This is a genomic window from Sphingobacterium thalpophilum (genome assembly GCF_038396785.1).
Lineage (GTDB): Bacteria > Bacteroidota > Bacteroidia > Sphingobacteriales > Sphingobacteriaceae > Sphingobacterium > Sphingobacterium thalpophilum_A.
Window position 1 is genome coordinate 1,675,456 of sequence record NZ_CP151087.1, and the last position, 24,874, is coordinate 1,700,329.

Consider the following 24,874-nt stretch of genomic DNA (forward strand, 5'->3'; position numbering starts at 1 on the left):
ACACTTGCGTCCTAAACGTTTAAAAAGTGGCGGTGTTTGGATATAGCAAAGTTGCTATATTTAAATTGCAAAATTATAACACACCGCCATGATAAATTTAAATGTTTTTAGTCAGATTTTATCTCTTGTTGACCGTGAATTATTCAAAGATTTGGTTGCAAAGCACAAAAGTGATAAACACCAGAAAGGGATCAACAGCTGGACGCATCTAGTCAGTATGCTTTTCTGTCATTTTTCCTCGGCAGATTCGGTTCGTGATATTAGTAACGGCCTACGCAGTATCACTGGTAACCTGAACCACTTAGGTGTAGTAAGAGCTCCAAGTAAGTCTAATATATCCTATATCAACACACACCGTACCCATGAACTTTTCAAAGATCTTTACTATTCTGTTTTGGATAGGCTTTGGCAAAAGGACACCCATTTTCGCAAAGAGCTTGTTCAGCTAAAGCGTAAAGTATATCTGATGGATGCAAGCATCATCCCCTTATGTCTATCTGTATTTGACTGGGCAAAGTTTCGCAGCACCAAAGGTGCCGTAAAGCTGCACACTGTCTTGGATTATGATGGCTGCCTACCTGTTTTTATGCAGATTACCGATGGAAAAGTACATGAGAGCCAGCGAGCCGGTAGTTACAGTTTTTCCAAGGGAAGCGTGGTGGTAGTGGACCGTGGCTACGTGGATTACAGCTGGCTTGGGGATTTGGACAGCAGGGGGTGTTACTTCGTTACCAGGAGTAAAGTTAATATGAAGTACAAGGTTATCAAGTCCTATCAGAGTGAAGCACTCATGGAAAAGGGGATCCTTAAGGATGAGCTCATTGAGCTTTCCGGCGCTGCCCGCAATAAATACAACGGCAAGCCGCTACGCCTAGTCCACTTTTGGGACAGCACCACTGGCAATGAGTACCACTTTTTGACCAATAATACGAAGTGGAAGGCTTCTTTGGTGGCAAACATCTATAAACAACGCTGGCATATCGAAGTCTTCTTCAAGCATCTAAAGCAGCGCTTAAAAGTATCGACATTCATAGGGACTTCTGAAAATGCAGTGATGATCCAGATCTGGACTTCACTCATTGGCATATTACTGTTAAAATACTTACAAAAAAAGGCCAAATATGACTGGAACCTGTCCAATCTGGTCGCATTCATCAGAATGAATATCTTCGTGAAAATAAACATCTGGCAATGGATAGATGATCCCTTTCTCAGGCCGCCTATAAAAGGAAAAAAGGGACAGCTAAAGATTTTTGCAGATTGAAAAATAGGGGTCAATATCGAAATGATGAAAAAAGCTATGCCTGTACCACAGAAATCCAATCCTAAAATTTATTTAGGACACATATGATTTATACAAATAGTATAGCCCAAACTTTTGACTTTGGTAAAGTTTCTATTTCGGATTTTTCGAAAACAGACCTAGATAGTAGCGCCAACGCTATCGTGCTGAATGAGTTTGGACGGAGTTCTGTTTTTGTTGATGATTATGATAATCGTATAAAACTTCAGCATGAATACCATGTACTTATCCGTATCAATAACAAAGAGGGGTTTAAAAAAGCTAATTTTGAGATTCCCTCCTATAAACGCGGAAGCTACATACGTGACTATTTTGACGAACTCAAAGCTGTTACATATAACTTAGAAAATGGCAGGATAGAGAAAACGGAGCTTGAGAATAAGAAAGTTTTCAGGGAAAATTACTCGGCCTATCTGGACCTTAATAAATTTACCCTTCCAAATATTAAAGAAGGCTCTATTATTGAAGTGTCCTATCGGACACTAGAGCAGGATTTATTTAATTTCAAAACATGGGAATTTCAAGATGATATTCCCAAAATACAAAGCCAATATATCGCTATTATTCCTGCTTCTTTCGCCTACAATGTAGTTCTACGTGGTCCGTACAAGCTTACCGATCAAAAAGCCGAAGCATTGAAAGAATATATTTTCCTGGATGGACTGCGAATCGATTGTTCAAAATTGACCTATACAATGAAGAACATTCAGGCATTTGTTGAAGAGGACTACATGACTTCGCCAACCAATTTCAAATCTGCTATCTATTATGAGCTTGAATCGATCTTTTATCCGAGTACTGGTAGTAAGAAGACATTTAGCAAAACCTGGAAAGACGTAGATACAGACCTCATGAATGAAAAGGCTTTTGGAGGTCAATTAAAAAAAACAGACGTATTCAAAGCCAATTTAGCAACAATTGTATCCCCTACTGACAGCAAATTAGAAAAAGCAAAGAAGATCTATAACTATATCAACAAACAAATAAAATGGAATAACTATTTAGGCAAATATGCAGAATCTGGCATTGAAAAAGCATTGGAAAAACGAACTGGCAATATTGGCGACATCAATTTAGCGCTAGTAACTGCGCTATTAGCGGCAGATCTGGAGGCCTACCCTATTATTCTTTCAACGCGACGAAACGGAACGCCCAATGCCTTATTTCCCGTATTATCTGATTTCGACTATGTCATCGCTTGCGTAGATGTAGATGGCGTGAAATATAAACTAGATGCCTCCAATCCATACTTACCTTTTGGAGAGCTGCCTTTACAATGTCTAAATGAACGGGGAAGAATTATCTACTCCAAAAAGAGCTCAGACTGGTTTCCGCTTATGGTAGAAGAGTCTTCCGATGTAAACTACGTATTGGAGGGAGTTTTAGATGAACAAGCTAAAATTAAGGGAAAACTGACCATAAGTAGCAGGGGTAACAAAGCCTTTTTAAAGCGCCAACATATCGCCAAATTCAATTCTTTGGAGGAATACTGGGAAAAACTGGACGAAGAAATGCCCAATGTAACTTTAACAAAATCAAGTATCCAAAACCTAGAAGAAATTGATCAGCTATTAATAGAGGAATTTGATGTCATTGTAGATGTCTCCAAACAGATGGAACAAGACATATTATTATTGGCGCCCAATATTATTGACAGGATTTCCTACAATCCATTTAAAGCACAGGAAAGAACTTATCCGGTTGATATGGGTTTTAAATCCAAAACATTATACTCAGTCAAATTGACAATCCCCGATCGCTATGAAATTGCTGAGAAGCCTCAGAATGCATCGTTAGCACTCTCGGAGTCAACTGCAAAATATAGATATGTAACGCAGGTCAATGGCAATCAACTTGAAATACTACAGAGCCTCGCGTTTAACAAACCCATCTTTTCGGTCGATGAATATTTTTCACTCAAAGAATTGTATTCACGTATTATTCAACAACAAAAGCTAGACATAAAATTAATCGGTAAAAAATGAAAATCGTATTCATCAACTTACTATACTTCCTGCTTCCGATCCTCGCAATTGGACAAGATAACTACGACGTCGCCAATATTCCAAGTGCATTAAAGAGCAGAGCAGTAGCAACTGTACGCAATGATAAAACTGTGGTAGAAATGAAATCGCCCGAACAGGTCATCACAACCATAACGTGTGCTATCACAGTTTACAATAAAAATGGGGACCGCTATGCTTCACTTCCGGTCTATTATAATAAATCTAGCGAAATCAAGAGCCTTAAGGGCGCCATCTATAACGAAATGGGGATATTGCAAAAGAAAATTGCAACGAAAGATTTCAAAGATATTAGCGCTGTGGACAACAGTACGATGTTTGCCGATTCTCGGGTAAAATTATATGTACCTGACTATCACAGCTATCCCTATACCGTCGAATACCAATACGAAGTTAGAAGTAAACAAAACTTGATCATTCCATCTTGGACTCCTGAGGTCTCAAATAATGTATCCGTAGAGAAAAGCAGCTTTCAATTTATTGCACCAATTGGCACTGAATGCCGAATTGAAACAACGAACTATAAAGGAAGTATCAAAGAAGAGAAAAATGACAAGACTGAAAGTAAGACATGGAATACTGAACAGATCGCGGCAAAAAAGGATGAATCTTATAGCCCCAATCCTAACCTGAAAAGAATAAATGTACTCATCGTTCCCAAAAATTTTATTTATTATGGCAAGACTGGAAATTTCGGGGATTGGAAAGAATTTGGCCAATGGGTATCCAATAGCCTATTGAACAAAAAAGAAGATTTGACGGAAGCGTCTAAACAAAAATTTATAGCATTAACAAAAGACGCCAGCTCAGATAAAGACAAAGCAAGGATTCTATACAATTATTTACAAAAAAACACACGTTACATCAGTATTCAAATCGGCATTGGAGGCTTAGAACCATTTCCGGCTTCTGAGGTTGACCGCTTGGGCTACGGTGATTGTAAAGCACTGGCGAATTACATGCGAAGCATGTTGTCGGCCGTCAATATCCCGTCCTATTACTGTATTGTCGAAGCAGGCAGACGCAAAGAAAGTTTTCACAAAACCTTTGCAAATGCCCAGGACGGAAATCACGTCATTTTATGTATTCCATTCAAAAATGATACGACCTGGCTGGAATGTACGAGCCAAAACCTTCCATTTGGTTTTCTTAGCGACTTTACCGACGATAGAGATGTCGTTGCTTGTACCGAAAATGGCGGAGTTATCATGCATACGCCGAAATATATTAACTCAACCAATCTTCAACTGCGCTATGCCGACCTAAAACTTTCGGAAGACGGAAGCATTCAGGGCACCTTAAATACCAAGTTCTACGGAGCCCAATATGAGAACCATATGGACGTGCTTTTAGCCAGCAATAATGATAAGAATAAGCTTCTCACGGAATACTATAATATAGACAATATCAATTTCAATCAGGTAAACTATATTGAACACAAGGAGGAAAATCCATTTATTGAGGAGAACCTGAATATTTTTATCAAAAACTACGCTGTGAAAAATGGTAATAAACTTTTGATCCAGCCTAATTTATTCAACACACATTCCAATATTGCAGAAAGTAGAAATAGAACGGAAGATATTTTCATAGAAAGGGGTTACGCTGATATCGATAGCATTAGCATTGCCCTCCCGGAAAATATGCTCAAAAACATAACTCCTGAGAAGAAAATTATTGAGAAACCATTTGGAAAGTATGAATTTAGGTCAGAAATAAAAGACAATAAACTATTCACTTACAGAAAACTGGAACTATTTGAAGGCAGCTATCCTGCCAATACTTATGAAGACTTTTTCCAATTTCATAATGAGGTAAGCAGCTGCGACAAGGGACGCTTTAACCTCAGCTTTCTCTAGTCGGAAGAAAATATTTACCAGAATATGAAGGAGTAAAATCGATCAAATAAGGCAATTATTGTATATTAGCTCAATGACAGAATACGCAGCGATATTTGACATGGACGGTGTCATAAGCCACACCAACCCTTTCCATGCGGAAGCTTTTAGAGCTTTTTTTAAAAACCACAATGTACAACAGGCTACAGAAGAGGAATTTGAACAGCATATGTATGGTAAGCATAATAGTTACATTATGCAGCATTTCTTTCAGCGTCCGATATCCCCTGAGGAACTGCGAACGCTTGAATTTGAAAAAGAGCAGCTTTTTAGAGTGATCTATAAAGAACACGTTGCCCCTATTAAGGGCTTAATTGAGTTTCTAACGGAATTAAAAAATAACGGTTTTAAGCTTGCTGTGGCGACATCTGCTCCCCGAGAGAATATGGACTTAATTTTAGATGAATTGGACATACGTCATTTATTCTCTTCCACGCTAAGCAGCGAAGATGTAAAACTCCATAAGCCACATCCTGAGGTTTACCTAAAATCTGCAGAAAATCTACAAATTCCTGTTGACCGCTGTATCGTTTTTGAAGATTCTTTTTCAGGTATTACCGCGGCGAAAAATGCTGGAATGAAAGTTGTCGCCGTACTTTCAACCCATAAAAAAGAAGAATTACCTGCAAGTAATGATTATATAAATAATTATACAGAAATATCAGTTGCCAATATAAAGGCCATTTTAAAAACACAAGAAGTATAACCCGTTGAGGGTTGAAGACGATAAAAAAAGCGATTCCTTAAGGAATCGCTTTTTTTATCACTTTGTCTGAGCAAACTGCAATTTTCGCTCACAGCTGCTAGACTAAAATTTCTCTAAACGGTTAATCTCTTTTTAGACCGAACTTCTCTATTTTACTATACAGGTGACTACGTTGAATATCAAGATCATCGGCCGTTTTGGAGACGTTCCAATTATTTTTTTCCAATTTATATTTTATAAATTCTTTCTCCGCATGATCTTTATAATCTTGAAACGAATCAAAGGAGTCCATATCTAATCCGTAATTCGTTGCACTTTTTTCATGAGCTATACCATTCACAGGTTCGCGGGACGGGTTAGCAAAGGCAACAACATCTTTATCGGTAATTGACCTGTCGCTCAAAATAATTAAACGTTCAATCATATTGCGCAATTCCCGAATATTACCTGTCCAAGGAAGATGGCTCAATTCCCGCATTGCAGCAGTAGTAATTTCCTTTACAGGTATCCCGTATTCCATACAGATCTCTTCACAGAAGTTTGTGGACAATAAAGGAATGTCATCGACACGATCAGTTAACGCTGGCACATGGATCAATATGACAGATAAACGGTGATACAAGTCCATTCTGAAATTACCATCTTCTATCTCTTTCAATAAATCCTTATTGGTCGCAGCTACTACTCTGACATTGACGTCAATTTCTTTGTCGCCCCCCACTCGCGTGATTTTATGTTCCTGTAATGCCCTTAGCACTTTAGCTTGCGCGGATAGACTCATATCTCCGATCTCATCCAAGAACAATGTTCCACCGCTAGCTTGTTCAAACTTCCCGATACGTTGTTTAATCGCCGACGTGAAGGATCCTTTTTCATGCCCGAATAATTCTGATTCGATTAATTCAGAAGGTATTGCGGCACAGTTCACTTCGATCAATGGGCCTTGTCCACGATTTGACTTTTCATGTAACCAGCGTGCAACCAATTCCTTTCCCGAGCCATTCGCCCCGGTAATCAATACACGGGCTTCTGTTGGTGCAACTCGGTCAATTGTTTCCTTAATACGTTTGATAGCCCCCGATTCACCCAGTATATCTTTTGTTTTCGAGCTGCTAACTTTTCGTTTCAGTACTTTGGTTTCGGTGACTAGGGAACTTTTATCCAGTGCATTCCGAACGGTGATCAATAATCTGTTCAGGTCCAGCGGTTTTTCTAAAAAGTCAAATGCTCCTTTTTTCGCCGCTTCAACAGCTGTTTCAATCGTACCATGTCCTGAGATCATAATAAAAGGGATATCCGGGCTGCTTTGGTGTGCTTCCGCCAAAACTTCCATCCCATCCATCGTATTCATCTTGATATCACAAAGAACAAGATCTATTTTTTCCTTTTTTAAAATATCTAATCCATCCCGGCCATTGTCGACATCTAAAATCGTATAATCTTCATATTCCAAGATATCACGCAACGAACTTCTGATGGCGCGCTCATCATCAATGATTAAAATTGTGCTCATAAATCGAGAGTTATGCTATTTTTTCAATTACGGGAATCAATATAAGTTTTTTTTGGCAATTAGCAAAAAGAAGCAAACCTTGTAAGCCGGGTTCTGTAGACCACCGAAGTGGAATTTCTATCATTTATCTAGATTTGCCATCGCTGACAAACTCAATCAACCTACCCATTACGAATTCCAATACATTGAAAGAAGACGAGCAGCCTTCGAATTTCGCAACCTATTTGGTCTTTCAACACACGAGGTTTACCGTAATATATGTCACCATACAAGACCGTAAGCTCTTACCTTACGTTTTCACCCTTACTCCGAAAAGCGGTATATTTTCTGTGGCACTTTCTGTCTGCTATTTTCATAACAGCCTTCCCGTTAGGAAGCGTGTTGCTCTATGTTGCCCGGACTTTCCTCTCCTCTTAAAAAAGAGCAGCGATAGAACCAGTTTGCTTCTGCGCAAAAGTAGCTATTTTACTCGGATAAACCCGAATTTCTTTTCAATTTCGAAAAGACCATTCATTTAGCACCACAGGCACAAAAATCTACGCAATTACCTTGCGTAGATAAAGAGAATTTTTGTATTTTCAATCTAACAAAAAAAACATGGCACTCAATAAACTAGCTCTTATACGGTATAAAACGATTGACCATTGCCTTCGCTTGCGACATCGTAAATGGACCTTGGAAGATCTCATGGAAAAGGTTTCCGATGCACTTTATGAATTTGAAGGAATCAAAAATGGGATAAGTAAACGTACCATACAAGGTGATATTCAACTCATGCGTAGCAATAAACTTGGCTACAATGCGCCTATTGTGGTGTTGCACCGAAAATTCTACACCTTTGAAGATCCCAACTATAGCATTAGCAATTCACCGATTTCCGTCGGTGACATGCAAAAAATGAAGGAAGCAGTAGAGGTACTTAAGCATGTGAGCGGTTTCTCCAGTTTTGATGAAATGAGCGATATTGTTGCACGGCTTGAAGATAGCATCCATACAAAAAAGGACAATTCACCTTCTATTATACAAATGGAAAGCAACAATCTGCTAAAAGGCCTTTCTTTTATCAGTCCACTGCATCAAGCCATTCGTGAAAAAACGCCACTTCTGATCAGCTACCAATCGTTTAAAGCAACACAACAGCAGGATCTTGTTTTCTCGCCCTATCTCCTAAAAGAATATCGTAATCGATGGTTTCTAATTGGTCAGCATAAAAAGAGTGAAGGATTGATGACACTAGCGCTCGATCGGATCAATGCTATCGAGGAAATGGGCAAAAATTCATACAGGGAATATACAGGGGTCGATTTCGAACGTTACTTTTCGGATGCTATAGGCGTAACGAAGACACAAAAGGACCGCGGCCACCGGGTGATATTGCAAGTCAATGCAAAAAATGCACCTTATGTAGCAACAAAACCCTTACATGCGTCACAGCAGATTTTAGACAAAAAGGAGGATGGCTCAATCTTAATTCGTATCGATGTTGTACTTAACTTTGAACTGGAAAGAGAAATTTTAGGTTTTGGCGAATCCATTAAAGTACTCTCCCCAAGAAATTTACAAACGAGAATAAAACAGCGCTTGGCGGCTGCCACACAACTCTATGCTGAGGAATCCGTCGATAAAATGTCAAATTCACAACATGATTAATATTTCTATCGAATAATATTTCTAGCAATGATCTTACTTAACCCATTTTTTCAGGATAGATTGGCCCTCTCGCTACCTCTCCAAAAATGCCTAAATATCTTGAGCGATGGCATAACCACTAGCCCAAGCCCATTGGAAATTATAACCGCCAAGCCATCCCGTAATATCAACAGTCTCCCCTCCAAAATAAAGACCTTCAACTTTTTTAGACATTAAGGTCTTGGGGTGTAGTTCTTCCGTTGAAACTCCTCCACGCATGACCTCAGCTTTATCATACCCCTTATCTCCCGCAGGTTTTACCTTGAAGCGATGGATAGTATCGACAATCAATTTCGCATCAGCTTTACTAAGTGAGGCAATTTTGGTATCTAATGCTAGAAATTTTCCAAGAGCATCGACCAATTTTCTGCTGAAATAATCGTTTAGCAATTGTGAAACAAATCTTTTACCTCCGTATTGCCGCTCTTGTTTAATCAGATTATCTAAATTAAAATTAGGCAAGAGATCAATCGTAATCTCCTGTCCAGGCCGCCAATAACTTGATATTTGAAGAATTGCAGGTCCGCTTAATCCCCAGTGTGTAAAGAGAATATTCTCTTCAAAAGACATTCCGGCAACAGACACTTTCGAGAACACCGAATTTCCAGCCAGAGAACTATACCAATCCGCATCTTTTCCAGTTATCGTCAAAGGGACTAATGCAGGCGCTGTACCGACTACATTCAAACCAAATTGTTTAGCTAAGCGTACTCCAAAGTCTGAGGCCCCAAGCTTTTGCACCGGAAGCCCACCGGAAGAAACAACCACTTTATGGGCATGGTATCGGGACTCACCTTTTGCATTTTCTACCGTTACCACAAAGTCCTTATCGTTTTTTTCTACAGATTTCACCAAGGTATTCAAGGCTATATCCTGCCCTGTCTCGTATAAAATTTTAGAAAATACAGCAACGATATCTTTTGCTTTATTGGTCTCTGGAAACAACTGTCCCAGTGTTTTTTCATGTCCCACGATACCATATTGTTCAAAAAATGTAATGGTATCGTCCACGGTCCATTGTTTGAATATACCGTGCAAAAAATCTGGATTTTCAGAAATGAAATTAGCGGGACTGCTACCAATATTTGTATAATTACAGCGCCCACCTCCGGAAATCAGGATCTTCGCACCGACCTTATCGTTTCTTTCAAGGACCAAGGTCTTCTTCCCAATTAGCCCTGCTTGGGCTGCACACATCAATCCGCAGGCTCCCCCCCCAATAATGATGGCATCGTATAGTATACTCACAGCAACAATCTAATAAGCAATCAATGTATTTTCAACAGAAACAACTCTTCGTTCCAATTGACTCTGATACCCCAATTCAATAATTTTAATGACATCCCGCGCCTGTTCCGCCGATGCGATCAAGGTAGTTTTTCCCAATATGCTATCCGCAACGTTCTGATAAAAATCAGGATAAGAACCTATTTCAGAAGGAATCATTTCTTCAATATCATTCCCCTGTTCAACAATATTGAGCTTGCCGTATAGACTTGGATCTTCTTGTCCCCAGGTTGGATCTTCATCGGGAAATTTACCATCGCGCAGTAAAGCTTCCTGTGGATCGACACCATATTTTACAAAATTTCCGTTCATTCCAAAGACACGATAACGTGCTGTGGGTTCTTTTGCAAGCATAGAACCTTTCAGGGATACCCGTAAGTTATCATAGTACAATAGGCAGTCGAAATTGTCAATGGTTTTGGCATGATCCCGTTGAACAGCCAAATCTGCAAAGACAGCATGCGGCTTTCCAAATAACTGCAAAGCCTGGTCGATGAGATGTGGTCCCAGGTCATAAAATATCCCCGAACCCGGCAAATTTTCTTCTCGCCATGCATTAGGTCGCAAGTAATTACGAAAACGATCAAACCTAGATTCCAAATTTACAATCCGTCCCAGCCGCCCACTTTTGATGACTTTCTCCAGGGTCCGATAGTCTGAGTTGAACCTTAAATTATGGTAGGGTGCCAAGATCAGATTTTTCTCCTTAGACAGCGCGATAAGCTCATCGGCCTGCTCGACGCTATTCGTAAAGGGTTTTTCTACAACAACGTGTTTTTCTGATTCCAAAGCACGTTTTGCAAAAGGGTAATGCATTTCATTGGACGTTGCAACGACGACTAAATCAATGGTTGCATCATTAAAAATATCATCTGCAGACAAAGCAATTTCTGCCTGTGGATAGCGTTCCTTTAGCAAACTTTGCTGATCTGCTTTCCGAGCGGTCACCTTAACAAGATCCAGTTCAGCTATCGAACGCATCACGGGAGCGTGAAAAACCTGACCTGAAATTCCAAAACCTATAAGTCCTACGCGAATTTTCTTCATAGTATTACATTCTTTCAGGTACACGAATACCCAATAAGTTCATCCCTTTGGCAATAACCTTTGCCGCAGAAGCCGAAAGGTGCAATCTAAAGTTTTTCACATCATGATCTTCCGCTTTCAAAATGGTTTCTTCATGATAGAATTTATTATAAAACTTGGCTACCTCATAGATATAATTTGCCAATTGTGCAGGACTGAACTCTTGCGCAGAAGCTTCAATAATCTCCGGAAATGCACCCAGTTGTTGAATTAAGTCACGTTCGTAAGAGGAGATCGTCGCCGGTACAGACACAGCACTATCAAAATCGAATTCAGCCTTACTTAAAACAGATTTGATACGGGCATGTGTGTATTGGATAAACGGTCCAGTATGACCTTGAAAATCGACAGATTCATTTGGATCAAACAAGAGACGTTTTTTAGGGTCCACTTTCAACAGAAAATATTTCAGTGCGCCCATTCCAATCGTATCGTAAAGAACGGCTTTAGATTCCTCATCCAATCCTTCAGTCTTGCCAAGTTCCTCGGTACGTTCCTGAGCGGTCTTAAGCATCTCAGCCATTAAATCATCGGCGTCAACAACTGTTCCCTCCCGTGATTTCATTTTACCTGAAGGAAGATCGACCATCCCATACGATAAATGGAACAATCCGTCGGCCCAAGCTTTACCAAGTTTTTTTAAGATTAAGAACAATACCTTGAAATGGTAATCCTGTTCGTTACCGACAACATAAATAGAATCATTCATTTTGAATTCATCATATTTCAATTGTGCTGTCCCCAAATCTTGCGTAATATAGACCGAAGTACCGTCGCCACGAAGCACAAGCTTCTGATCCAATCCTTCGTCTGTTAGATCAATCCATACGGAGTTATCCTCTTTTTTAAAGAAAACGCCTTTATCTAAACCTTCCTGAATAATATCTTTACCCAGCAAGTATGTATTGGATTCATAATAGTATTTATCGAAATCGACGCCTAATTGTTTATAGGTCTTTTCAAACCCGGCGTACACCCAGCTATTCATGGTTTTCCACAGTGAGATCACCTCTTCATTACCAGCTTCCCATTGTTGCAACATCGCTTGTGCTTCCTTCATCAAAGGTGCATTTTTCTTTGCCTCATCTTCGGTCTGCCCTTCAGCCTTCAATGCCTCGATTTCCTGTTTATATGTTTTGTCAAAGACAACGTAATATTTTCCGACAAGGTGGTCCCCTTTAAGTCCAGTAGACTCGGGTGTCTCACCGTTACCAAATTTTTGCCAAGCCAACATCGACTTACAAATATGAATACCGCGATCGTTCACCAAATTTGCTTTGATCACATCATAACCATAAGCTTTTAGGATTTCCGCAACAGAATAGCCTAATAAATTATTACGGATATGCCCCAAATGCAGCGGTTTATTGGTATTTGGAGAAGAATATTCAACCATCAGTTTCTTTCCATTCGCAGGAAATACACCAAAGTCCTTCGCCGTTATGGTCTGATTCAACAACGTGATCCAATACGCATCGGAAAGAACAATATTCAAAAAGCCTTTTATCACATTGAAATCCGATATTTCAGCAATATGCTGTTGCAAATATGCACCGATTTCCTTTCCGGTTTGTTCCGGAGAAGATTTCGAAAAGCGCGTTACGGGAAAAGTTACGATTGTAATTTGTCCTTCAAACTCCTTTCGGGTAGCTTGTAAAGCAATTTGATTTTCTAAAATATCTGCATTGTAAAGCTCTTTTACTGCCTGTACAGTGACTTCAACAAGTCGCTTTTGAATAGAATTTGCCATTTAATGATTTTGTAATTTTTACAACTTCCTGATAGTGAATTGGAAATAAATAACATTCCTTATTTAGGTATTCACCATTAAAGTATATCTTTGCAAAAATAATAAAAAATGCAGAGCTATCAGGAATTTCTTGACTTAAGTGTTGGTTTTCCGCAAGACGGATTCGAAATCATCGACGACGAATTGTATTTCCACGATTTGAATTTAATGGAAATGATAGAAACGTACGGTACGCCGTTACGTTTTACCTATTTGCCTATCGTCAGCAAAAAAATTCAGCAAGCGAAAATCCTCTTTCAGACCGCAATTCTGAAACACAACTATCGCGGATCTTACAAATATTGTTATTGTACCAAATCATCCCATTTCAAGCACATCGTAGAGGAAGCTTTGAAAAATGATATCCACCTGGAAACTTCATCTGCATTTGATATGCCGATGATCGATTCATTGGAAAGACAGGGCACAGTAACGAAAGACATTACAGTGATCTGTAATGGATTCAAAACCTACCAGTACAAACAATATATTGTCGATATGATCCACGACGGATATAAAAACATTATACCGGTACTGGATAACAAAGAGGAGTTTAACCTTTATGATGATGAAATCGAATTGGATGAGCCTTGTGCTTTAGGTATCCGCGTTGCCTCCGAAGAGCAACCTGATTCTCAATTCTATACATCTCGCCTAGGGATTCGCCAAGAAGACGTCGTTGAATTCTATAACAACAAAATCGCCGACAATCCAAATTTTAAAGTAAAGTTACTTCACTTTTTCATTAATTCAGGTATCTCAGACACCCCGTATTACTGGAACGAATTAGAGAAATACGTTACTTTATATTGTAAATTCAAGAAAGTAAATCCGGATTTAGATACCCTAGATATCGGTGGTGGAATGCCATTTAAGGATTCACTGGTACACGACTTTGATTACGAGTATATGGTCAATGAGATTGTCAATCGTATCAAACAAATCTGTGCGCACCATGAGGTAATGGAACCAGATATTATTACTGAATTTGGCAAATATACTGTTGCTGAAGCATCAGGTATTCTCTATAAAGTTTTGGGACGCAAGCAACAAAACGATCGCGAACGTTGGTTTATGATTGACGGTTCATTCATTACAAATCTACCGGATGTATGGGCATTGAACCAAAAATATATTCTATTGCCGATCAATAACTGGGATTCAGAATATGAACGCGTCAATTTAGGTGGAATCACATGCGATGGACAGGATTACTACAATCAGGAGGCGCACATGAACTCGGTATTTATGCCGAAGACCCGTAAGGTGCAGTACTTGGGCTTCTTTCATACAGGAGCATATCAAGATGTATTAAGCGGATATGGTGGAATCCACCACTGCTTACTTCCTTCACCCAAACATGTGCTTGTACGCCGCAATAGAGATGAAACATTCAACTACGAGGTGTTTGGTGAGGAGCAAAACTCCAAACAAGTCATGAAATTATTAGGCTATCAATAAGATATTCTACAGGAGCAAGTCCCCTTTTTAACTGCGGATAAAATATCCTTGTAGAAAAAGAATGGTTTTAAGCCCATATAAAAAGGTCTCGTTCTTACGATCGAGACCTTTTTATTTTCAGTCGATCCTATAACTGACTAGCTGGATTAAATCAAATTCGAACACCAAAGTCATAGACACAACCCGATATCCGTCGCTGGAAACAACGAAGGTAGGCCTTGAATTAAATTTAAAAATAACACGGACTTTATCCGTACCTAATAGGGACTTCATAGGGACCTCATTCGGATGAATACGTATAAAACACCTGTTAATTCCGATTAAGCTTATGCGGAAATTCGCATAATTTAGTATGCTAACCGCCGATCTTTCCCGACTTGCTGTACAAAGAAATGCTAAGTTTTACGGAAGTAAACCCTTATCCGATCTTCCAATTTATTACATCAAAACAAAAGCCCCTTAAAAGGGGCTTTTGTTTTATTTACGCACTACTACTACTGTTAATTTAGTGCAGAATAGCAATAGGATAGTCGGTAATTTTTATTTTGCGACCCAAGCTTTAAAGAAATTAAGCACTTTTTCTTCATCATAGCCCTTCCCTTTTTCCAGGCTGCCACTCTCCTGTACATGCAATGTTTTTCCATTTCTATCCAAAACAATAAAAAATGGATAACCTAGTTTATTCCCTTCAGGAGCATACTTTTGAAACACAGCCTCATTTTTATTCTCTTTTGAATAATTGAGGTGATAATAGAGGAAATGACTCTTTAACAACTTGTCGACACTTGCCGTTTTATGGATATAATCATTAAACCTTAAACACCAGACACACCAATTCCCACCAGCCTGGATGATGATATTTTTCTTTTCTTTCTTTGCCTGAACCAATAGTTGATCAATATCACTCTGTGCATTAGCGTCTGGATTGTAAGGCTTTGAAACATCCTGAGCTGTAGCAAGCTGCTGTGAGAACGCTTTGGACTGTACGAGTACCGTCCCAAAAAACACGATAGCTCCACACAGTAATAATCTTATATTTCTCATCATAAATAAATTAAATAGTGATCTAAAATTACAAAATCATTTTCCCAAACCAAAACATAAGCAGCATATTATGGTTAAACATTATATAGCTATTGACCATGAAAAAAAACACCCAAGATCACAACAGACCTTATTTCAGCAGGGTTTATAAAAACGCGATTAAGTCGTACACACATCAGCTTAAGCGATCAGAATGTAGTCATTATTAAAGACAACTCCATTGTGGAGAAGTAAAAAAACAACCTGTTGATACGCCATATCCTGTCACTGGTAAAAACTAGGAAGGCTTCCTTTTGCTAAAATAAAAACAAAACAAAACAAAAACAAACACCTTACCTTAACATAAATATTATTTAATTTCCTTTAAAATTCAATAAATATAGCATAACTTAGTATAAAGGAAGTAGTAAAACAAGTACAGAAGATTCACTACAAAAATCCAAAACGAAACAAAATGAAACACCAAGAATTCAAAAGGTCAAAACTGATAGAAAAAATAAGAGATACGAGCGCATGGGATGTTATCGTCATAGGTGGCGGTGCCAGCGGATTGGGTGTTGCATTAGATGCCTTAAGCCGAGGGTTCAAAACAATTTTGTTGGAGCAGGTTGATTTTGCAAAAGGAACTTCGAGCAAAGCAACGAAGCTTGTTCACGGTGGTGTACGTTACTTGGCTCAGGGCGACATCTCCCTGGTTAAAGAAGCGCTTCACGAAAGAGGTCTACTTCAAAAAAACGCTCCCCATCTTGTCAAAAATCAGTCCTTTATCATCCCCAATTACAGTTGGTTCGATGGCCCATTCTATACCATAGGAATGAAAATATATGACCTGCTTGCAGGTAAATTAAGTTTGGGAAAATCCATTCATATCAACAAAGAAGAAACCCTTAACCGCATAAGCACCGTTAGACCTAAAGGGCTATATGGCGGCGTGGTTTATCAAGACGGACAATTTGACGACTCAAGACTTGCGCTCAACGTTGCGCAAACCTGTATACAAATGGGCGGCGTCGCGCTAAATTACGTCAGAGTCAACAACCTCACCAAAGACAGCGATGGACGAATAAATGGTGTCATCGCTAATGATACCGAAACGGGGGAAGTTTTCACCATACAAGGCAAGGCTATTATCAATGCTACAGGAATATTTGTCGATGACATCCTAAAAATGGACCGACCGGAAGCAAAACAAATGGTACGCCCCAGCCAAGGGGTTCACCTGGTATTTGACAAATCGTTTCTTCCTGGCGACGACGCCATTATGATTCCAAAAACGGATGATGGACGGGTCCTTTTCCTGGTACCCTGGCACAATCGAGTCATTGCGGGAACAACGGACACCCCTATAGACGAGCATAGCCTTGAGCCGGTAGCTTTGGAGCAGGAGATCGATTTTATTCTGAAAACTGCGGGACGCTACCTGACAAAACAACCAACAAGAGCGGATGCATTGGCCGTATTTGCCGGCCTCCGTCCGCTGGCTGCTCCTACAGGCAACTCCAACAAGACCAAAGAGATCTCACGAAGCCACAAGGTTATCGTCAGCGACTCCAAATTACTTACTTTAACGGGTGGAAAGTGGACAACATTCCGTCGAATGGGCCAAGATACCATCGACAAAGCGATAAAAATTGGTTGTTTGCCACAAAAAGAAAGCCGGTCTGCCAGTCAAAAGATTTATAGCGCCATTCCGACATCAGACAGAAGCAATCATATGTATATTTATGGCGCCGATCAAGAAGCGATCAACGCGTTGACGCAAGAAAATCCGGAATGGAACGAAAAATTAATCCCACATCTTGAATTCAAAAAGGCTGAAGTTGTTTGGGCGGCACGCAATGAACTTGCCAGAACTGTGGAAGATGTCCTATCCCGTCGGGTACGGATGCTATTTCTTGATGCGAAAGCTGCAATTGAAGCTGCTCCTGAAGTCGCAAAAATACTCGCACAGGAGCTGGAAAGAGATCAAGATTGGCAAAATGATCAAATAGCGCATTTTCAAAAAGTTGCAAAAAATTATATCTTAAAGTAATACAAAAAATAACCAGCAATACTCAATTACTCAATTATGGAACAACAATACATCTTGGCAATGGATCAAGGCACCACCAGCTCCAGGGCTATAATTTTTGATAAGGACAGAAATATAGTCTCCATTGCCCAGAAGGAATTTACACAAATATTCCCACAACCGGGATGGGTCGAACATGATCCACATGAAATCTGGTCAACGCAGGCAGGTGTCACAGCAGAAGCAACCACAAAGGCAGGATTAAACGGCAAAAACATTGCCGCCATTGGTATTACCAATCAACGCGAAACTGTTGTCGTTTGGGAGAAAGAAACAGGAAAACCCATCTACAATGCCATTGTATGGCAAGATAAACGCACAGCAGATTATTGCGACGAGTTACGTAGCTCCGGAAAACATGAGCTAATCCAGGAGAAAACAGGTCTGATATTAGACCCCTATTTTTCTGCAACCAAAATAAAATGGATTCTGGATAACGTGGAGGGTGCACGGGAAAAAGCACAAAACGGGGAATTAATCTGTGGAACCATAGACACTTGGCTCGTCTGGAACCTCACGCGTGGCGATGCACACATCACAGATGTAACGAACGCTTCCCGCACCTTACTCTTTAACATCCATAGCATGGAATGGGATAAGGAGCTACTCGAATTATTTGACATCCCCGCTGCCATGCTGCCCGAAGTAAAAGAAAGCAGTGAAATATATGGGGAATCCCGGACAACCATTTTTGCACACAAAGTCAAGATTGCAGGAATTGCCGGCGATCAGCAGGCAGCACTTTTCGGACAGCAATGTATTGAAAAAGGGATGGTCAAAAACACCTATGGTACAGGATGTTTTATGTTAATGAACATCGGTGATAAACCAATCCGTTCAAAGAATAACCTTTTGACTACTGTCGCCTGGAAAATCAACGGAAAAACAGAATATGCCCTGGAGGGAAGTATCTTTATCGGTGGCGCACTGGTCCAATGGCTACGCGACAATCTCAACATCATCTACAAATCGGCGGACGTAGAGCAATTAGCGCTTACAGAGAAGGATAACGGCGGCGTCACATTCATCCCCACCTTTGCTGGACTGGGAGCGCCGTACTGGAATGCTCGTGCACAAGGGACGCTATTTGGCCTGACGCGTGCAACCACCAATGGGCATATAGCACGCGCCTCACTAGAGGCAATCTCCCTCCAGACACGTGATGTGCTGCAAGCAATGGAAGCGGATAGTGGCATACCGATCAAAGAGCTACGTGTAGACGGCGGCGCAACGGCAAATAACCTACTCATGCAGATTCAGGCCAATGTGCTTAACAGCAAAGTTGTACGCCCTAAAATCACAGAAACGACAGCTTTGGGGGCAGCATACCTCGCAGGACTGGCCGTGGGATTCTGGAAAAATGAGGACGAGATATCAAAGTTTTGGGCTCAGGATCGTATATTTGAACCTGAAGCAGAGCAAGAAGAGCAAACAAAAAAGATCATTAAGCTCTGGACCAAGGGTGTCAAAGCATTACAGTACTGGACCGAAAACTAACCAACAAGCATGAACCACTATTTAGCAGAATTTATCGGTACAACCCTTCTCCTTCTTTTAGGTAATGGGGTTGTGGCCAACGTTATCTTGAAAGGAACAAAGGGCGAAAATGGAGGATGGATTGTAATCACCACCGCATGGGCACTTGCAGTCTATGTCGGTGTTGTATTTGCTGGCCCATATACCGGAGCCCACCTCAATCCTGCGGTAACCATTGCCGTCGCTCTCAATCATGGTCTTCCTTGGATGGAAGTGCCCGGCTATATTCTCGCACAAATTGCCGGCGGTTTCTGTGGCGCCATGTTAACCTACATCATGCACAAAGACCATTTCGATGCAACAGCAGACCCAACCACCAAACTTGGTGTTTTCGCGACGATACCCAACATTCGTAATACATCAACAAATCTGGCAAGTGAAATTATTGGAACCTTTGTTTTGATTTTTGTTATTTTCTTCATAACAGGACAAGATGTGACCATCGACGGAAAAACAGCTCCTATTGGCATGGGCTCTCTTGGTGCTATACCCGTTGCATTTCTAGTATGGGCGATCGGCCTCTCGCTGGGTGGAACTACGGGATATGCCATCAATCCTGCCCGGGATTTGGGGCCGCGTTTATTTCATGCCCTTTGGCCAATCAAAGAAAAAGGAAGCTCCGACTGGTCTTATGCCTGGATTCCAATCCTAGGACCTATCTTGGGCGCTATTTTAGCCTTTGCACTTTATGCTTGTATAAAACCGGCCTAATCAAGGTCGCTGTACCTACAAAAAAAGGGGGATTCAATAATTGAATCCCCCTTTTTTTGTTATCCACGCTTGGGTTTTCTATGACCGTATTCACGATCCCGATCAAACGTATTCATGTGACGTTCCTTTTTCACAGGATACACGTCATCAATTACAATCAGTATACCTTTTTCTTCTACCGTACCAAACTCGTCATTACGCGCAGTGCCAAATGATTTCATCGTAGGCGATAGGTTCATATAGGTATTTATCAACGGTGGAATATTCTCGCCCAATGCTCTCACATGACTATTTAACACCTTATATCCTTCTTTATAATCCAGTCCATCAAAAACTCCTACAAAACGGTCGTAATCATTTTTAATTTCCAATTCCGGAAGAGGAAGCACCAATTTATCATGATCAGGAAAATAGTAATCCATAAAATAAAGCAACATATCCCGTGCATCTTTATTGTAATGTGGATACATGGTCACTTTACCAAAGAGGTATTTAATTTCAGGGTTAAGCATCACCAAAGCCCCTAAACCGTCCCAAAGATTGTCCAATGAAAAAATTCCTTTTCTATTGTCGATGGCCGGTTGGTATTTAGGTTGTACAAACGATCTTCCCAATTCTATGGTGTAAGGTAGATATTCGTTCGTGAACAATTCGGAAAACTGAAAATAATGTGCTGTCGATAAATTGGGTATACCATTTACTTCACCAGCCTCAGCACATTTGATTACCCTATAACCAGCAACCACTTCTTCATCTTCGGGATTCCATGCGATCAACTGATCGTAACAATCTTCGCATGTATCATTTTCATCGATATCAATTGAAAGTCCTGTACCTCCCCCTGCTCCACGAAAAGTCAACTCTCGCAAACGCCCAATTTCACGCATGACATTTGGCGAATTATGATAGTTGATTAAATATATCTCGTTATTTCCATTGTTGGTATATCGTAAGAAGACTTCTTTATTCAATTCGGTCTTCAATAATTCTCTATCAACTGGAGGTATAATTTCTTGCATAAATTCTATTTTTCTTGAGCCAATCCATAAACCCTTCTTTTCACTTCCTCAGCCCAAGTTTTTTCGTTTTTTGATTGATCAAACGCTGTATAAGGGATTCTTTCTCCTACTATAATGTTGACGGTATGTCCGCGTTGGGCAAACATTTCATCAGGTAAATATAACATTTCAATGTTTACCTTGAGACCCAATTTCTGTCTAAGCCTTGCAAAATTATAAAAAAACTTAGAGTTTTTACCGTCAATCAACACCGGAATGACATCTTTTTTATATTTTTTTGATTTGCTAATAAAACTTTTTTTCCATTCCAGGTCTTCTATGCGGCCATCGTTTTGTTTTCTGGAAACCAAACCTGCAGGAAATACCAGTAGCGCATCGTCCGCTCCATAGGCCTCCTCAATCGCAGAGATCGCCTGTTTCCCTTGCCCCCCTAACTTATTGACACCGACAAACAAAGGCCTCAAATTACCTATATTTAAAAGAATATCATTAACCAAGAACTTCACATCGCGTCTATACTTACCTATAGCGTGTATAAATGCAATACCATCCAATCCGCCCAAAGGGTGATTGGACGCAAAAATAACCGGATCCGATACGGGAATATTTTCTGCCCCATACAAATTGACCTTGACATCCAGATCGTTGATCAATGCATCAACAAAATCCAAGCCTTGAAGATCTGCAAAGCGCGTCATAATATCATTTATCTCGTCTTCATGAATTGTCCTTTTTAAATAATTAAGCAAAAAAGACGGAATCCATTTAGCAAGCCCCGCATTTTTTTTGTGAATAACTTCACGTATATCAATAAACTTTTTACTCTCGCCTGTGATCATCAATCTTACTGTTCCAATTAAAAATACTTCTCCTCCATTTAGGCCCCCGTTTTATGCCTATTCCAATTCGTTGACAAAAATAATAACAGAATGGTAATAAAAGTACAATTTTAAACTTTAAAATTGTACTTATTTGCAATTATGTAATCTTTCGCTGTTGTTCGTATTTTAGGTATTACAAGCAATCAACGAATTAAGCATAAATCTGATCTGTAAAATTTCTTTTCACCTACTTTTTTTATTAAGTTTGAGTATGCTAATAAGTCAATTTCTTTCAAATGCTGATTTCAGTATTCAAAATGCTGATTCAATACAACAAGCGCTAGAGAAGCTGCAAGATATGCTTTGTAAAGAATTAGTCGTTTTAAATGGTGACGACTTTATTGGCCTGGTTAATGAAACCATCTTATTGGATGCGGAAGATGAAGATGCTCCCCTTTCATCCATAAAAATAAATACAGCCCCCATACAGCTGAAGTTTAATCAACACCCCTACGATGCCTTGGTGATGATAACTGTATATAATAGTACAATCATTCCTGTTTTAGATCAAGACAACAAATATATTGGTGTGTCAACGCAATTAGATATATTAAAGGCAATAAGTTCAATTCAATCGCAAAATGAATCTGGAGCTATTATTGTGTTGGCAATTGGCCTACATGATTTTTCACTTTCACAGATTGCGCACCTTGTTGAAAGTGACAATTGCAGAATACTCAATTGTGCGACCAAAATAAATTTGGAAAGTGACAATATTGAAGTTACCCTTAAAGTCGACAAGTCAAACATTAATGCATTACTGAATTCATTCCTAAGACACAATTATTTAGTTCTTGAAACCCATAATACCATAGCTGCATTTGACGACACTGCCGACCGTTATCAGCAGCTTATGAATTATATTAACATTTGATTAGGATTAGTTTTTTCTCATCTTTGCCCCATAAATTGAAAACAATATGAGAATCGCAATATATGGAAGAGAGTTTCAGCCCTCTGTTATACCACATGTGAAACACCTATTTGAATATCTTGTCGATAAAAATATTGAGATCTGGGTCTATGATCCATTTCATGAATTTCTGCTATCACAATTTGAATGTACCTTTAACTTCTCAACATACAATACCTATCAAGAAATCAAAGACGATATTGACATTATGTTGAGTCTGGGCGGAGATGGAACCATGTTATCTGCTGTTTCCCTGATTAAAGATTCCGGAATTCCAATTGCGGGGATAAACTTTGGACGCCTTGGTTTTTTAGCTTCCATCAATAAAAATGATTTTGAGGACGCCATCGACGATATACTGAACCAACGTTTTACGATACAGAAGCGCGTGTTGCTCTCTGTTGAATCTGAACAGGTTAATTTGTTTCAAGGCAATCACTATGCGCTCAATGATATTACCGTATTTCGTTATGACAGCTCGGCCATGATTACCGTTAATGCGCGTATCAATGGCGAACTACTGAATTCATACTGGGCAGATGGACTAATTATCGCTACACCTACCGGATCCACAGCTTATTCATTGAGTTGCGGCGGCCCTATTATTATGCCGGAAAGTGGCAATTTTGTCATTACCCCCATTTCTCCGCACAACCTCAATGTGAGACCCATTGTCATCTCAAATCAGTTTACCCTTGAATTGGAAATAGAGAGTCGAAGCAATCAATACATCCTTAGCTGTGATTCCAAAAACGAATCCATTGATACATCAGTAAAATTAACCATTAAACAGGCTCCATTTACTATTAATCTCATTAGGCTCCCGCATGAAAGCTTTTTCAGCACGCTGCGGGAAAAATTACTTTGGGGCATCGATGTCAGAAACTATTAGGCTATTAATAGCTTCGTACAGCCTCGCTTTGCATGACGGAGAAGAGATAATCTGCTAGATGAAGATGTTTCAAACAATCTTTCTACATATTGTACTTCTGAATTTCCAATTAAAAATCGATATTTGGAAGAAATATAGGAAGACTGAATAAGAATATCCATAATAGAAATCCAGGTGCAATAATTAATCAATGAAAAGTACGTTAAACAAACAATAATCATTGATAGCAATACAGGAAACCAAAAATAGGTTTTAAAACGCCAAAATAGCATTTATGGCTAAGGTGTTAATTTTATTGAAAACAGCAAAAATGAGTTTTTTAGATCAGATAGATACTATTAAATTGCCACAGCATATCGCCATCATCATGGATGGCAATGGCCGTTGGGCAAAACAGAAGGGGAAACTTCGTGTATTTGGGCATCAAAATGGTGTAAAAGCAGTACGAGAAGCATTAGAAGGATGTGTAAAAGCCAATATTAAATTTCTGACACTTTATGCATTTTCTGCAGAAAACTGGAATCGACCTAAACTTGAGGTGATGGCACTGATGGAACTATTGGTTACTTCCCTTAAAAAAGAAATCAAAACTTTTCAGGAGAATGGCGTCCGCTTGAATGTTATTGGTGATATCACCAAATTACCGTCAAATGCACAAAGAAAGCTGCAGGAGACCATTGAAGCAACGAAAGAAAATACACACTGTACATTGACATTAGCTTTGAGCTACAGTTCCCGACAAGAAATTGTGGACGCCGCTCGAAATCTAGCCCAACAAGTAAAAGACGGAAAACTCCATGCAGACGAAATTAACGATGAATTATTCGCTGCAAACCTCTATACACAAAACTTACCCGATCCTGACCTTCTGATACGTACCAGCGGAGAATTGAGAATAAGCAATTTCCTACTTTGGCAAATTGCCTATTCAGAATTATGCTTCCTAGATAAGATGTGGCCTGAGTTTACGAAAGAAGATTTATTTAAATCCATCGTCGATTATCAGCAACGCGAAAGAAGGTTTGGAAAAACAAGTGAACAGTTATAAAGA

General features: G+C 39.6%; 19 protein-coding genes and 1 other RNA gene. 12 read left to right on the plus strand and 8 right to left on the minus strand.

The genetic code is table 11. The features are described 5' to 3' along the window. The first annotated feature begins 88 nt into the window (after window positions 1–88). The 4 genes from AACH28_RS07605 (at window position 89) to AACH28_RS07620 (ending at window position 5,931) form a co-directional block, all read left to right on the plus strand. Window positions 89–1,264 carry an IS4 family transposase gene (locus AACH28_RS07605; RefSeq protein ID WP_341832640.1) on the plus strand — a complete coding sequence of 392 codons (1,176 nt, stop codon included), beginning with the start codon at window positions 89–91 and terminating at the stop codon, window positions 1,262–1,264. An 83-nt stretch (window positions 1,265–1,347) separates the two neighbouring features. Further along, window positions 1,348–3,288 (plus strand): transglutaminase domain-containing protein, encoded by a 1,941-nt coding sequence (locus AACH28_RS07610; protein WP_341832641.1) that lies wholly within the window; start codon window positions 1,348–1,350, stop codon window positions 3,286–3,288. Further along, window positions 3,285–5,186: a DUF3857 and transglutaminase domain-containing protein gene (locus AACH28_RS07615; protein ID WP_341832642.1), complete on the plus strand. Its 1,902-nt coding sequence runs from the start codon at window positions 3,285–3,287 to the stop codon at window positions 5,184–5,186. Before AACH28_RS07610 ends, AACH28_RS07615 begins: the two co-directional genes overlap by 4 nt. A 73-nt stretch (window positions 5,187–5,259) precedes the next feature. Next, window positions 5,260–5,931, plus strand: a complete 672-nt coding sequence (locus AACH28_RS07620; protein ID WP_341832643.1) for an HAD family phosphatase — start codon at window positions 5,260–5,262, stop codon at window positions 5,929–5,931. Between the two features lie 121 nt (window positions 5,932–6,052). Here AACH28_RS07620 and AACH28_RS07625 read toward each other — a convergent pair whose 3' ends face one another. Both AACH28_RS07625 and rnpB read right to left on the minus strand, forming a co-directional pair. Beyond that, on the minus strand, window positions 6,053–7,444 hold the full coding sequence (locus AACH28_RS07625) for a sigma-54 dependent transcriptional regulator (protein WP_153846152.1): 1,392 nt from the start codon (window positions 7,442–7,444) through the stop codon (window positions 6,053–6,055). 66 nt (window positions 7,445–7,510) lie between these two features. Next, window positions 7,511–7,890: RNase P RNA component class A (rnpB, locus tag AACH28_RS07630), an RNA gene on the minus strand. Between the two features lie 151 nt (window positions 7,891–8,041). Here rnpB and AACH28_RS07635 point away from each other — a divergent pair. Next, window positions 8,042–9,094, plus strand: coding sequence for a WYL domain-containing protein (locus AACH28_RS07635; RefSeq protein WP_341832644.1), 1,053 nt, complete (start codon window positions 8,042–8,044; stop codon window positions 9,092–9,094). 90 nt (window positions 9,095–9,184) lie between these two features. On the opposite strand, the gene AACH28_RS07640 is transcribed toward AACH28_RS07635, so the two are convergent. From AACH28_RS07640 to argS, 3 genes are read right to left on the minus strand one after another with little or no spacing between them, the layout of a single operon-like run. Beyond that, window positions 9,185–10,375 carry an aminoacetone oxidase family FAD-binding enzyme gene (locus AACH28_RS07640; protein ID WP_341833107.1) on the minus strand — a complete coding sequence of 397 codons (1,191 nt, stop codon included), beginning with the start codon at window positions 10,373–10,375 and terminating at the stop codon, window positions 9,185–9,187. 15 nt (window positions 10,376–10,390) lie between these two features. Further along, a complete protein-coding gene (locus AACH28_RS07645; RefSeq protein ID WP_341832645.1) occupies window positions 10,391–11,467 on the minus strand; it encodes an oxidoreductase in 1,077 nt (358 codons plus the stop codon). 4 nt (window positions 11,468–11,471) lie between these two features. Continuing rightward, window positions 11,472–13,256: an arginine--tRNA ligase gene (gene argS / locus AACH28_RS07650; RefSeq protein ID WP_312352216.1), complete on the minus strand. Its 1,785-nt coding sequence runs from the start codon at window positions 13,254–13,256 to the stop codon at window positions 11,472–11,474. A 108-nt stretch (window positions 13,257–13,364) separates the two neighbouring features. Here argS and AACH28_RS07655 point away from each other — a divergent pair, with 108 nt between their 5' ends. Continuing rightward, the gene (locus AACH28_RS07655; protein ID WP_046675638.1) at window positions 13,365–14,756 is read left to right on the plus strand and encodes an arginine decarboxylase; all 1,392 of its coding nucleotides are present in this window, start codon (window positions 13,365–13,367) and stop codon (window positions 14,754–14,756) included. 540 nt (window positions 14,757–15,296) lie between these two features. Here the strand turns inward: AACH28_RS07655 and AACH28_RS07660 are convergent. Continuing rightward, window positions 15,297–15,803, minus strand: a complete 507-nt coding sequence (locus AACH28_RS07660) for a thioredoxin family protein (protein WP_236582622.1) — start codon at window positions 15,801–15,803, stop codon at window positions 15,297–15,299. Between the two features lie 451 nt (window positions 15,804–16,254). On the opposite strand from AACH28_RS07660, the gene AACH28_RS07665 reads away from it, so the two are divergent. From AACH28_RS07665 to AACH28_RS07675, 3 genes are read left to right on the plus strand one after another with little or no spacing between them, the layout of a single operon-like run. After that, window positions 16,255–17,832, plus strand: a complete 1,578-nt coding sequence (locus AACH28_RS07665) for a glycerol-3-phosphate dehydrogenase/oxidase (protein ID WP_341832646.1) — start codon at window positions 16,255–16,257, stop codon at window positions 17,830–17,832. Window positions 17,833–17,868: 36 nt separating this feature from the next. Continuing rightward, window positions 17,869–19,368: a glycerol kinase GlpK gene (glpK, locus tag AACH28_RS07670; RefSeq protein ID WP_336837251.1), complete on the plus strand. Its 1,500-nt coding sequence runs from the start codon at window positions 17,869–17,871 to the stop codon at window positions 19,366–19,368. Window positions 19,369–19,377: 9 nt separating this feature from the next. Then, on the plus strand, window positions 19,378–20,118 hold the full coding sequence (locus AACH28_RS07675) for an MIP/aquaporin family protein (protein WP_317667667.1): 741 nt from the start codon (window positions 19,378–19,380) through the stop codon (window positions 20,116–20,118). Window positions 20,119–20,177: 59 nt separating this feature from the next. Here the strand turns inward: AACH28_RS07675 and AACH28_RS07680 are convergent, their stop codons facing one another. Then, a complete protein-coding gene (locus AACH28_RS07680; RefSeq protein ID WP_046671934.1) occupies window positions 20,178–21,137 on the minus strand; it encodes a GNAT family N-acetyltransferase in 960 nt (319 codons plus the stop codon). A 5-nt stretch (window positions 21,138–21,142) separates the two neighbouring features. Next, entirely contained in the window at window positions 21,143–21,976 is an 834-nt protein-coding gene (locus AACH28_RS07685; protein ID WP_341832647.1) for a 1-acyl-sn-glycerol-3-phosphate acyltransferase, read from the minus strand. 253 nt (window positions 21,977–22,229) lie between these two features. Here AACH28_RS07685 and AACH28_RS07690 point away from each other — a divergent pair, with 253 nt between their 5' ends. From AACH28_RS07690 to AACH28_RS07700, 3 genes are all read left to right on the plus strand, one after another. Then, window positions 22,230–22,892 (plus strand): CBS domain-containing protein, encoded by a 663-nt coding sequence (locus AACH28_RS07690; protein WP_341832648.1) that lies wholly within the window; start codon window positions 22,230–22,232, stop codon window positions 22,890–22,892. Between the two features lie 46 nt (window positions 22,893–22,938). Beyond that, window positions 22,939–23,823: an NAD kinase gene (locus AACH28_RS07695; protein WP_088160856.1), complete on the plus strand. Its 885-nt coding sequence runs from the start codon at window positions 22,939–22,941 to the stop codon at window positions 23,821–23,823. 310 nt (window positions 23,824–24,133) lie between these two features. Further along, window positions 24,134–24,871 (plus strand): isoprenyl transferase, encoded by a 738-nt coding sequence (locus tag AACH28_RS07700; protein ID WP_088163492.1) that lies wholly within the window; start codon window positions 24,134–24,136, stop codon window positions 24,869–24,871. Window positions 24,872–24,874: the final 3 nt, after the last annotated feature.